General features: G+C 31.8%; 14 protein-coding genes and 2 tRNA genes. All 16 read left to right on the top strand.

Features of this window, described 5'->3' with window-relative positions:
• Positions 1–112 precede the first annotated feature (112 nt).
• The 16 genes from cshA (at position 113) to AB1J10_RS10760 (ending at position 12812) form a co-directional block, all read left to right on the top strand.
• A complete protein-coding gene (gene cshA, locus AB1J10_RS10685; protein ID WP_046207780.1) occupies positions 113–1627 on the top strand; it encodes a degradosome RNA helicase CshA in 1515 nt (504 codons plus the stop codon).
• Between the two features lie 221 nt (positions 1628–1848).
• Entirely contained in the window at positions 1849–2328 is a 480-nt protein-coding gene (locus AB1J10_RS10690; protein ID WP_369003118.1) for a PH domain-containing protein, read from the top strand.
• Positions 2321–3826, top strand: a complete 1506-nt coding sequence (locus tag AB1J10_RS10695) for a PH domain-containing protein (protein ID WP_070039501.1) — start codon at positions 2321–2323, stop codon at positions 3824–3826. Before AB1J10_RS10690 ends, AB1J10_RS10695 begins: the two co-directional genes overlap by 8 nt.
• Complete coding sequence (locus AB1J10_RS10700) at positions 3819–4310, top strand: PH domain-containing protein (RefSeq protein WP_046207783.1); 492 nt, start codon at positions 3819–3821, stop codon at positions 4308–4310. The genes AB1J10_RS10695 and AB1J10_RS10700 overlap by 8 nt, the downstream gene beginning before the upstream one ends.
• Before the next feature lie 34 nt (positions 4311–4344).
• Positions 4345–4695 carry a holo-ACP synthase gene (gene acpS / locus AB1J10_RS10705; RefSeq protein ID WP_046207784.1) on the top strand — a complete coding sequence of 117 codons (351 nt, stop codon included), beginning with the start codon at positions 4345–4347 and terminating at the stop codon, positions 4693–4695.
• A gap of 106 nt (positions 4696–4801) precedes the next feature.
• Positions 4802–5950 carry an alanine racemase gene (gene alr / locus AB1J10_RS10710; protein ID WP_064209856.1) on the top strand — a complete coding sequence of 383 codons (1149 nt, stop codon included), beginning with the start codon at positions 4802–4804 and terminating at the stop codon, positions 5948–5950.
• An 87-nt stretch (positions 5951–6037) separates the two neighbouring features.
• Positions 6038–6208, top strand: a complete 171-nt coding sequence (gene mazE, locus AB1J10_RS10715; RefSeq protein ID WP_046207786.1) for a type II toxin-antitoxin system antitoxin MazE — start codon at positions 6038–6040, stop codon at positions 6206–6208.
• Positions 6205–6567 (top strand): type II toxin-antitoxin system PemK/MazF family toxin, encoded by a 363-nt coding sequence (locus AB1J10_RS10720; RefSeq protein ID WP_019468010.1) that lies wholly within the window; start codon positions 6205–6207, stop codon positions 6565–6567. The genes mazE and AB1J10_RS10720 overlap by 4 nt, the downstream gene beginning before the upstream one ends.
• A 342-nt stretch (positions 6568–6909) precedes the next feature.
• Entirely contained in the window at positions 6910–7911 is a 1002-nt protein-coding gene (locus AB1J10_RS10725; RefSeq protein WP_046207787.1) for a SpoIIE family protein phosphatase, read from the top strand.
• Positions 7912–7979: 68 nt separating this feature from the next.
• Positions 7980–8306, top strand: coding sequence for an anti-sigma factor antagonist (locus AB1J10_RS10730; RefSeq protein ID WP_046207788.1), 327 nt, complete (start codon positions 7980–7982; stop codon positions 8304–8306).
• A gap of 1 nt (position 8307) precedes the next feature.
• Entirely contained in the window at positions 8308–8790 is a 483-nt protein-coding gene (gene rsbW / locus AB1J10_RS10735) for an anti-sigma B factor RsbW (protein ID WP_064209857.1), read from the top strand.
• Positions 8765–9535 (top strand): RNA polymerase sigma factor SigB, encoded by a 771-nt coding sequence (sigB, locus tag AB1J10_RS10740; protein ID WP_046207790.1) that lies wholly within the window; start codon positions 8765–8767, stop codon positions 9533–9535. Before rsbW ends, sigB begins: the two co-directional genes overlap by 26 nt.
• 143 nt (positions 9536–9678) lie before the next feature.
• Entirely contained in the window at positions 9679–11829 is a 2151-nt protein-coding gene (locus AB1J10_RS10745; RefSeq protein ID WP_064209858.1) for a Tex family protein, read from the top strand.
• On the top strand, positions 11822–12274 hold the full coding sequence (locus tag AB1J10_RS10750; protein ID WP_064209859.1) for a SprT family protein: 453 nt from the start codon (positions 11822–11824) through the stop codon (positions 12272–12274). The genes AB1J10_RS10745 and AB1J10_RS10750 overlap by 8 nt, the downstream gene beginning before the upstream one ends.
• Positions 12275–12620: 346 nt before the next feature.
• Positions 12621–12703 (top strand) — tRNA-Leu (locus AB1J10_RS10755).
• Positions 12704–12738: 35 nt separating this feature from the next.
• A tRNA-Gly gene (locus tag AB1J10_RS10760) sits at positions 12739–12812 on the top strand.
• Positions 12813–12826 lie beyond the last annotated feature (14 nt).

Below are 12826 nucleotides of genomic sequence, written 5' to 3' on the forward strand. Positions count from 1 at the left end.
TAATAAATTTGGTTTATTGCGATTATAGACTTGAGGTGGTACTATAAAGAAGTTGAAGAAACTTAGATGAACATATATGTAGAGAAATACAGATAAATAAAGGAGAATTATATTGCAAAATTTTAAAGAATTAGGGATCTCAGATAAAACGGTAGAAACCCTAGTATCAATGGGGTTCGATGAGGCCACTCCTATACAAAAAGAGAGTATCCCTCTTGCCTTAGAAGGTAAGGATGTTCTTGGTCAAGCGCAAACAGGTACAGGAAAAACAGGCGCTTTTGGTATTCCACTTATTGAAAAAGTGGCAGGACAAGATGGAGTTCAATCATTAATATTAGCACCAACTAGAGAATTGGCGATGCAAGTTGCTGAATCACTTAGAGCATTTGCGACCGGCCAAAATGTACAAATAGTAACTGTATTTGGTGGAATGCCAATAGATCGTCAAATTAAATCACTTAAAAAGGGTCCACAAATTGTTGTAGGTACACCTGGACGTGTTATTGATCATTTAAATCGTCGTACGTTAAAAACAAACACTATTCATACATTAATATTAGATGAAGCAGATGAAATGATGAATATGGGCTTTATTGATGATATGAAATTTATTATGGATAAAATACCAGCAGAACAACGTCAAACAATGTTATTTTCAGCTACAATGCCAAAAGCTATTCAAACATTGGTACAACAATTTATGAAATCACCAGAAATTGTTAAAACTATGAATAATGAAATGTCAGATCCTCAAATAGATGAATATTACACAATTGTAAAAGAATTAGAAAAATTTGATACATTTACAAATTTCTTAGATGTACATCAACCTGAGTTAGCAATTGTTTTTGGTCGTACTAAGCGTCGTGTTGACGAACTAACAAGTGCGTTAATTTCAAAAGGATATAAAGCTGAAGGTTTACATGGCGATATCACACAAGCTAAACGTTTAGAAGTATTGAAGAAATTTAAGAACGACCAATTAGATATCTTAGTTGCTACAGATGTTGCAGCAAGAGGACTCGATATATCAGGTGTAAGCCATGTTTATAACTTTGATATACCTCAAGATACTGAAAGTTATACTCACAGAATTGGCCGTACGGGTCGTGCTGGTAAAAAAGGTGTAGCAATTACTTTTGTTAACCCAATTGAAATGGATTATATCCGTCAAATTGAACAAACGAACAAACGACAAATGACAGCATTGAGACCACCGCATCGTAAAGAAGTGCTTAAAGCACGTGAAGACGACATTAAAGGTAAAGTTCAAAACTGGATGTCAAGAGATAGCGAACCAAGACTGGAACGTATTGCAACAGAATTACTGGAAGAATATAATGATGTAAATTTAGTAGCAGCATTATTGCAAGAGTTAGTTGAATCAAACGATGAAGTTGATGTTCAATTAACATTTGAAAAGCCATTATCTCGAGGCAAAGGTCGCCAAGGTAAAGGTGGACCAAAACGTGGTGGAAACCATAAACGTGGTGGCGGCAAATTCGATAGCAGAAATCGTCGTCCAAATAAAGGCGGCTTCAACAATAAAAAGAAAAATGATAGATCATCAGATAGAAACAACAAAAAATCAATGAAGGGTCGCACATTCGCAGACCATAAAAAATAAAATACTTTATCATATATGAATTTTAGGTTTAGTCACTCCAATTTATTGGAGTGATTTTTTTATATCTAAAATCGATTCAATCACATAAAAGTGATTAGAAAAAGTGGGAAATTAAAGTGATGATAAAAATATTAGAATAATCATTGCCTTCTACGACGATAATGAAGCAAACATGTCCCTATGTTATAATGAATTGAAAAATTTTATGGAGGAGTGTAATTATGACTAACGACCAACAATTTAGGCGCATCCCTAAACAAGCGATGAGATATTATTACATACTAGAAGCTCTTGAATTGATTGTTAGTTTATTATTTATGATTGCATTAGTATTTTTATGGAATCATTATAATTGGTGGCATTTTTTAATTTACATATTTATTGCAATAACGATTTTTGATGTAATATATATGCTGTTGAGACCTTGGTTGAAGTATAAATATACTTTTTACTGCGTCAAAAACCAATATATTGAAATCAAAACAGGAATATTTTTTAAAAAGAATGAAATTGTTAAATATGAGCGAACGCAATTTTTAAAAAGAAAAAGCAATCCATTATTAAAACAATTACATATATCAAGGCTAACTTTGGTGACAGCTGGCCACTCACTTGATTTCCCGTTGATGTTAACAAAGGAAATTGAAGTATTTGAACATAATATTTTAAAATACTTACGAGGAGCTGATTATGATGTATAGTCCTCAAAAATTACATCCAATTTCATACATAACTGGAATAATAGAGGCGATTAAACAAAATATTATTTTGATTTTTATTTTTTTAGTGTTTAATTTACGCAACTTTGATTTTACGGATTATAAATCATATATCTATCCAGGCATTGTTACTATTATCTTTCTGATTTCGTTTATAATACAAATATTAAAGGTTTATAACACTAGATATTGGATTGAAAATGATCATTTTATTTTAGCCACTGGTATTTTTAGTAAAGAAAGGAAAGAGTTAAATATACGCAGAATTCAAACGTTAGATACTTCACAAGGTATTATTAATCAAATTGTGGGTGGGGTAATACTTCAAATTAAAACGCCTAGTGATGGTATAGAGTTAGACACTGTATCCAAAAATCAAAGTGATTTTATACAGCAAACATTAAAAGAAAAACAGCAAAAACTGACTCAAAATAGCGAAATCATTGACAACAATAATTCTTTTGCAGAGCAGGATGCTGAAAAAGAACAAAAAATGCAGTCGCCAGCTATGAATATTTATAAATTAAATTTTAAAGAACTTTTATTTATGGCTTTAACAAGTGGTGTCATTGGTGTAGCTTTTGCAACATTGTCACCAGTCATGTTTGCATTAAGTGATATTTTACCTTGGCATAAAATTACCAATACATTTTCTGAAATTTTTCAGACTGCTTTTATGATTATTTTAATGATTGTTGTCTTGGTCATTGTAGTGAGTTATATTTTTGGCACTATCATAGAAATAGTTAGAAATTTTAATTATACGGTTAAGCAACAAGGTACACAGTTAAATATTCAATATGGTTTGTTTAATGTCAAAAGTATTACTGTACCAACTGACCGTGTGCAAGCGATTGTAGAACGTCAATCATTTATAAGAAAGTTATTTGGCTATACTTCAATTCATTTTGTAATTACGAGTGATATGGATGGTGTTGATAAGGATGATGTTACTCTAGGCGGCAATGTAATGATTTTACCATTTATTAAGAGGCAAAAAGCATTTTATCTGATAAAGCACCTGATACCAGACATGAAATTCACTGAACCAAAACTAGGCATGCCTTGGAGGGGATTTCATAGGTATTTTTGGAGAGAATCACTAGTATTACTTATCGGTGCTACGATTGCTACTTATTACTGGTCTGTTTGGTCATTTGTTATTGCAGGGTGCCTAATATTAATAATGATTCTTCACAGTTTTATCGTTATTAAATCCTCTGGTTTAAACTTAAATCACGATGAATTAGTTGTGCGGAATGTAACTATGTTTGGATTTAAAAACACATATTTTAAACACAACAAATTGTTAGGTATGGAAATGTCAGAAAATCCGTTTCTTATTCGAAGTAACCTAGCAAACTTTAAATTTATCATTGCTAAAGCGGCTGGCAGTGCAGAAATAGGGTTAAAATATAGTGAAGTTAGTCATGTGGAAAAACTAAAATCATGGTATTTGAGAGGTGATTTTGATGAATGAATATAATTATATGGATCCATCAGGCAAAACAGTCATTTGTATTGCTTCAATAATTACTGCAATTTTATTAATTTTGGCTTTATCAATCATTACAGTAATAGATAAGGTATGGTTACATTTCATAAGTTCTAAAGTCATGTTTTGGTTATGGACGATTAATATCATAATTGCATTCATTGTTATCATTATCGGTGGTATGATTAGACCGATTTATAAATATAAAATATTTAGATATAAGTTAGAAAATCAAGAAATCACGGTTAGAAATGGCTTGTGGTTTATTAATGTAGTGAAAATTCCTTTGTTTCGTATTCAAAATGTCGATACCCATGAAGGTATCTTAATGAGAAAATATAATTTGGCGAGTTTAACCTTGTCGACAGCCGGTGGAAATACTGAAATAAAGCTAATTGACAAAAATAAAGCAAATACATTGAAACAAGAAATAAAAAAAGGTAATCATTCTATGCCACAGAATTTATAATAAAAAACTTGTCATAGAAAGGCAGGAGTAGCTAATGATACATGGTATAGGCGTTGATTTAATAGAAATAGCTAGAATAAAAAAACTTTACTATAGACAAGACAAATTGGTAGAACGTGTATTGTCAAAAAATGAGCAACAACACTTTCATCAATTTAAAAGTGAAACGCGTAAAATAGAATTTTTAGCAGGAAGATTTACCTGTAAAGAAGCTTTTAGCAAAGCGCTCGGTACAGGACTTGGAAAAACTATAGCATTAAATGAAATAGATTGTTTTAATGATGAACTTGGAAAACCATGTATACATTATGATGGTTTTACAGTTCATGTAAGTATTTCACACACAGAACATTACGCAATGAGCCAAGTCATTATAGAAAAATAAAAAACGATTTTAATATAAAGTTTTGGCTATCTTTATTTAATTGTTATAAAATTAATTTAATGTATGTCAAAGTGTAACTTTATTTTTGAAATGGAGGTCTCGTTTAATGACTGATAAGTATTATAGATCCACATATTTAAACGTAGATTTAAATGCAATTGTGGCAAATTTTCAAGTTTTCCAAAAATTACACCCAAATAAAACGGTGATGCCAATCGTAAAAGCGAATGCTTATGGCCTTGGCAGCGTGAAAATCGCACGTTACCTTATGGATCATGGCGCTGATTTTTTTGGCGTAGCAACTTTGGATGAAGCGATAGAATTAAGAATGCACGGTATAGATGCTAAAATTTTAATATTAGGAGTTATACCTACATATAATATTAATAAAGCCATACAACATCGTGTAGCAATCACAATTCCATCAAAAGCATGGTTAGTTGAAGCGTTAAAAGAAATTCCAGAAGATAACGACAAAGATTTATGGTTACATGTAAAAATAGATACTGGCATGGGAAGATTAGGTATTAAAGATGCAGCGGAATATAAAGAAGTTATTGAGTTAATCCATAACCATGATCATTTAGTATTTGAAGGGGTATTTACGCATTTTGCATGTGCAGATGAACCTGGAGAATCAATGAATCAGCAACAAAGTTTATTTGAATCAATTGTCAATGAAGAAGAAAAGCCACAGTATATACATTCGCAAAATTCTGCAGGCGCATTAATGAAAGATAGCCAATTCTGTAATTCAGTGCGGGTGGGTATATCATTATACGGTTATTATCCTTCAAGTTATGTTAAAGACAGTGTGAAAATACATTTAAAACCAAGTGCGCAATGGATTAGTGAAATTGTACAAACAAAAGTCTTGCAACCAGGCGAATCTGTGAGTTATGGCAGTATTTATACAGCGACAGAACCTACAAAAATAGGTATTATTCCTGTTGGTTATGCAGATGGATTTCCAAGAATGATGACCGGATTTAATGTAAATGTTAACAGCAAACAATGTGAAATTATTGGAAAAGTTTGCATGGATCAAATAATTATAAAAATTCCAGAAGAAATTCAAACTGGTGATAAAGTGATATTGTTGGATCATCATTCAGACAGTGAACAATCTGTGGAAGCGCTGGCATATCAACAACATACTATCAATTATGAAGTTTTATGTCGCTTAAATAGGAGATTGCCACGTATCTATTATGGTACTCAAGACCTAGAAATCCTTAATGAATTACTAAAATAGTATAGTCACTGTATTTAAAATTTGTTATTATATATCTAACAAGAAATCTCAATATATTCTATTTTAGTCACATGGAGGTCTTTATTCATGGCAAGTTTTAATCAAAGCAGAAATCATAGTATTGAACAACTATTAAAAGAAGGCTATTCGCAAATGGCTGACTTGAATCTCTCCCTTGCGGCGGAAGCATTTCCATTTGAATGTGAAGCTTGCGATTGCAATGAAGTCTACATTATATCTAAGAATAACAATGAATGATGAGAAGAGGAGACGTTTATTTAGCTGATTTGTCACCAGTACAGGGTTCTGAACAAGGGGGAATAAGGCCCGTAGTCATTATACAAAATGATACTGGTAACAAGTATAGTCCTACCGTAATTGTAGCTGCAATTACAGGTAGGATTAATAAAGCTAAAATACCTACACATGTAGAAATAGAAAAAAGCAAGTATAAACTCGACAAAGATTCTGTTATATTGTTAGAGCAAATACGGACGTTAGACAAGAACAGATTAAAAGAAAAACTGACATATCTATCTGAAGAAAAAATGCAAGAAGTTAATAATGCTATAGATATTAGCCTAGGTTTACATAATATTAGAAATCATAGAACATAATTTTTAAAAGTGAGCGTAATAAAATAACGAATAACAGACATCAATTCCTTATACATGCAACAAACACTTAATTCCAAGATAATTTGAAATAGAACAGAGAAAATAAAGCGTGTGTTTGTAATCAAATATTTATGAATAGGATGTTTAAGTTGAAAAGCTTTAGGTTATCCTAAAGCTTTTTTCGATATCAACGTAAAGTATGTATTTAAAAACATCTCACTTTGCTAGAAACAAAACTGTATTGCTTGATTAAATATTTAATACACATACATATAACAGAATATATTCTTGTTAAAACCGATGTATGCGATTTATATTTGCATTTTGAGGAGGAAATACTGAGTGAAAGAGTTCAAAAATCAATATAAAGCGCTAATTGACGAAAGTCTACACACAGTAAATGAGACAGATTTATTAAAAAAGTGTGAAGGCTTCACCGAAGAAGTGAAAAGAAAAGACTTGCTACCAGAAGATATCGTTGAAATTCATAAAAATTATGTTCAAGCATTAGAGTTAAGTAGTGAACAAATTTCTAAAACATTCAACGTACTTAAAGAAGTAGTAAAAGGATTTGGCTATAATTATAGAGATTATCAAGATCTTGTAAATCGATTACAATATCATGATAAAGAAATCGACTTAGCATCCCGTTTACAGCAAACGATGCTTAAGACAGATATTCCTCAATTCGATAGTATTCAAATCGGTGTAATTTCCGTAGCTGCGCAAAAGGTTAGTGGCGATTACTTTAATTTAATAGATCATAAAGACGGTACGATGAGTTTTGCAGTAGCAGATGTTATAGGTAAAGGTATACCTGCTGCCTTAGCTATGAGTATGATCAAATTTGGTATGGATTCATATGGGCATTCCCAATTGCCAAGCGATGGTCTTAAACGATTGAATCGCGTGGTAGAAAAAAATGTGAATCAAAATATGTTCGTAACGATGTTTTATGGACTGTATGAAGAATTAAACCACTTGTTATATTGCAGTTCTGCTGGCCATGAGCCAGGGTATATTTATAGAGCTGAAACCGAAACATTTGAGGAAATTAAAGTGAGAGGTCGCGTTTTAGGTGTTAGCCAACAAACACGATACAATCAACAAGAAATACCCGTTCATTTAGATGACTTAGTTATCATTTTTACAGATGGTGTCACAGAAGTAAGAAATGAAGCTGGTGACTTTTTAGATAAAAGTTATTTACTAGATATGATAAAAAAGTATAAACATATGCATCCACAAGACATTGTTCAACTTTTATATGAAGCAATTTTAAAAATTCAAAATCCAGAAAAAAGAGACGATTTAACAATATTGATAATAAAAAGAGTGAATTAGATAAGATTAATGATTAAAATAAAAGGGTATAACGGTTATTAATGAGACTATGCTTAGGAGTGTAATTTATGAATCTAAATATTGAAACAATATCACATGATACACATTATGAAGTTAAAGTTGGCGGAGAATTAGATGTTTATACTGTTCCAGAACTTGAAGAAGTACTCATGCCGATGAGACAAGAGGGAACGCATGATATATATGTAAATTTAGAAAATGTTAGTTATATGGATTCAACCGGTTTAGGACTATTTGTCGGAACATTAAAGGCTTTAAATCAAAATGATAAAGAATTATATATATTAGGTGCTTCAGATCGAATAAGTCGACTATTTGATATCACAGGTTTAAAAGATTTGATGCATGTTAATGAAGGAACGGAGGTCGAATAACATGCAACTTAAACAAGATTATATAGAAATGCGTTTACCAGCATCAGCAGAGTATGTAAGCTTAATACGTTTGACTCTATCAGGTGTATTTTCACGTGCTGGGGCGTCATATGACGATATAGAAGATGCCAAAATAGCAGTGAGCGAAGCAGTAACAAATGCAGTAAAACACGCATATAAAAACGATGCTACGGATGTAGGAATGATTAACCTTTGTTTTGAAATTTTTGATGATAAAATTAAAATAGTAATTTCCGATCAAGGGGAAAGTTTCGATTATGAAGAAACAAAAGCAAAATTAGGACCATATAAAGACAATGAAAATATAGATTTCCTTAGAGAGGGAGGTCTTGGTTTATTTTTAATTGAATCTTTAATGGATGAAGTTACAGTGGATAAAAACTCTGGTGTAACCATTAGCATGATTAAGTATATAAAAAAAGAGCAGGTGCGAAATAATGGCGAGAGAGTCGAAATCAGTTAATGACGTATCACCTGAACAAATCAACCAGTGGATAATGGAGCATCAAAATAATGAGAATTCAGATGCTCAAGATAAACTTGTTAAACATTATAAAAAGTTGATTGAATCATTGGCATATAAATATTCAAAAGGTCAATCTCATCACGAAGATCTCGTTCAGGTTGGTATGGTTGGTTTAATTGGTGCAATTAACCGATTCGACCTATCTTTTGATAGAAAGTTCGAAGCTTTTTTAGTACCAACTGTAATTGGTGAGATCAAGCGTTATCTACGTGATAAAACGTGGAGTGTGCACGTTCCTAGGCGAATTAAAGAAATTGGACCCCGTATTAAGAAAGTGACTGATGAATTGACAAATGAGTTAGAGCGCTCACCTTCTATTGCTGAAATTGCCGATAGGTTGGAAGTCAATGAAGAAGATGTGCTCGAAGCTATGGAAATGGGTCAAAGTTATAATGCATTAAGTGTAGACCATTCCATTGAAGCGGATAAAGACGGATCGACTGTTACATTATTAGATATTATGGGGCAACAAGATGATAATTATGATTTAACTGAAAAGCGTATGATATTAGAAAAAATACTCCCAATTTTATCTGAACGGGAAAGAGAGATTATACAGTGCACATTTATTGAAGGTTTAAGTCAAAAAGAAACAGGTGAAAGAATAGGTTTAAGTCAAATGCATGTATCCCGGTTACAACGAACAGCAATTAAGAAACTTCAAGAAGCAGCAAACCAATAAAATATATGCTTAAAGCAGAATTCATTTAATGAATTCTGCTTTTTTATACTTCGATTATTTTTAGGAAAAGAATCAAGATAACGTTATATGTTAGAATATATAAGTATTAGTAATAAATTTTTTATTTATGAGTGGAGGATACTATGGATAGTAATTTAATACAATCTATAAAAGAAAAATATAAATTTTCAAGTAAACAAATTAATGCAGTATTAACGTTGCTTGAAGAAAAAAATACAGTACCATTTATTGCACGCTATCGTAAAGAACAGACTGGCGGGTTAGATGAAGTAGAAATAAAACAAATTAATGATGAATATCAATATATGGTTAATCTTCAAAAAAGAAAAGAAGAAGTTATACATAATATAGAAGAACAAGGTTTACTGACTACAGAATTAAAAAATGACATTTTAAAGCAAACAAAGCTACAAAGAGTTGAAGATTTATATAGACCTTATAAACAGAAAAAGAAAACAAGAGCTACGGAAGCGAAAAGAAAAGGTTTAGAACCTTTTGCAAAATGGCTCAAAAATCCTAGTTTAGAAATGACAATAGAAGAAAAAGCAACTCAATTTTTCAATGAAGAAATAGAAAATATAGAACAAGCAATACAAGGTGCGCAAGATATTATTGCAGAAAAAGTTTCAGATGAACCTAAATATAGAACTAAAATACTTAAAGACACTTTTCAGCATGGCAAAATTGTTACACAAAAGAAAAAGAATGCTGAGGATGACCAAGAGATTTTTTCAATGTATTATGATTATTCAGAACCAATTAAAAAAATTGCAAATCATAGAACATTAGCAATCAATCGGGGAGAAAAAGAAAAAATACTATCAGTTAAAATAGATATGGATATTCAAGGCATTGAGAATTTTATTCGTAAGCATGAAATGATTCATCATCATGAAGGTTCAACAATTATTGAAAATGCGATTGCTGATAGTTTGAAAAGACTAATCATGCCTTCGATTGAAAGAGAGATAAGAGGTGACCTAACAGAAAAAGCTGAAAAACATGCTATTGATGTATTCAGCGAAAATTTAAGAAATTTATTATTACAACCACCAATGAAAGGGAAACAAATTCTAGGAGTGGATCCTGCTTTTAGAACAGGTTGTAAATTGGCTGTAATAAATCCTTTTGGCACTTTTATAGCTAAAGGAGTAATATACCCGCATCCACCAGTAAATAAAAAGGAAGACGCGGAGAAAACGTTTGTTCAGTTTGTAAATAACTATGATGTTGATTTAATTGCTATCGGTAATGGTACAGCTAGTAGAGAAACAGAACAATTTGTAGCTTCAATGATTCAAAAACATAAATTAAAAACACAATTTATAATTGTTAACGAGGCTGGAGCTTCTGTTTATTCTGCTTCAGAAATCGCTCGTTCAGAGTTCCCAGATTTTCAAGTAGAAGAACGTAGTGCTGTTTCGATTGGAAGAAGGGTACAAGATCCGTTAAGTGAGCTTGTAAAAATTGACCCAAAATCAATTGGCGTTGGTCAATATCAACATGATGTTAACCAAAAAGCATTGGAGGGCGCGTTAACTTTTGTTGTCGAAACAGCTGTTAACCAAGTAGGTGTTGATGTAAATACAGCTTCACGCTCACTATTGCAATATGTGTCGGGTCTGTCTTCGACTATAGCCCAAAACATAATTTTATACCGTGAAGAAAATGGGCCTATTAAACACAATAAGGATATTGCCAAAGTAAAAAGGTTAGGTGCTAAAACATTTGAACAAAGTATTGGTTTTTTAAGAATTATCAATGGTAGCGAACCTTTAGATAATACATCAATTCATCCAGAAAGTTACCAAGCAACTTATCAATTGTTAAGTGAGATTGGTTTTAGTGCAGATGATTTAGGAAAAGCTGATTTGAAAGCAGCTTTAAATCATGTGGATTTGACTGACATGGCTACAAAGCTAAACATTGGTGAACCCACCCTTGAAGATATTATCAAATCATTAATTGCACCAAATAGAGATCCACGTGATGAATTTGAGACACCAATATTAAAATCGGATGTCTTATCGATTGAAGATTTATCGAAAGATATGAAGTTAAGTGGAACTGTAAGAAATGTAGTTGACTTTGGAGCCTTTGTTGATATTGGTGTTAAACAAGATGGCCTTGTACACATTTCAAAATTATCTAAAAAATTTGTTAAAAACCCAATGGATGTTGTCAGTGTTGGAGATATTGTTGATGTTTGGATATTAGACATTGATGACAAGAAAGGGAAAGTATCACTAACTATGATTGATCCTCATGGATAATGAAAAATTACAAAGCATGACAGAGTCTATTTCTATCACAATTTTTAAAAGGCCGTTTAAACATAAAGCTTATTTTAATAAACGACTTAGAACAACTGGGGGGCGTTATATACTGAATACACACAATATAGAAATAAATGCAAAGCAATATGACGCTTTCGGTGAAAAGGCAGTTATTGATATTATTAAACATGAATTATGTCATTACCATCTTCATATACAAGGAAAAGGATATAAACACAAAGATAAAGATTTCAAGTTACTCAGTGCGCAAACAGGTGCCCCGAGATTTTGTTCAGCAGTTGAAAGCTATGAGAATCGAGTTAGGTACATCTATAAATGCTCAAACTGTGGTGTGAAATATGCTAGAATAAGAAAAGTGAATTTAAATAAAATGCTTTGTGGACATTGCAAAGGGAAATTGATAGAACAAAGCCATTTTTAAATAGTGAATTTAAGTAGCAAGAGAGCTGATACTTTTCAGCTCTTTTTTATTTAAGAATCACTTTACACGTTTGATATTAAAAAGACGATATAAATATATGAAATTTGTGCATTTAATTAGATAAAATAAATAAAAATGAATATTTTACTCTAATTCGTTATTTGTATGTGTTGACGATATATAATTTATGTTATATGATATTAAACGTTGCGAAAATAATATGAAATTAAATGAAGGACTTATTAAGTTTGTTAAAGAAATTTTAAAAACTTATTGACAAAACATTTCAAACATATTACAATTGAGTACGTTAACTTGATGAACGGAAAATTTTAGCGTCAACCGAGCGGCCGTGGCGGAATGGCAGACGCGCTAGGTTGAGGGCCTAGTGGGATTTATCCCGTGGAGGTTCAAGTCCTCTCGGCCGCATCAAAATACATTACATATGATTTATATGAAAATATGCGGGTGTAGTTTAATGGCAAAACCTCAGCCTTCCAAGCTGATGTTGTGGGTTCGATTCCCATCACCCGCTCCATTATGAAATATTAA

This window comes from Staphylococcus cohnii species complex 1663 (genome assembly GCF_041008415.1).
Classification (GTDB): domain Bacteria; phylum Bacillota; class Bacilli; order Staphylococcales; family Staphylococcaceae; genus Staphylococcus; species Staphylococcus ureilyticus.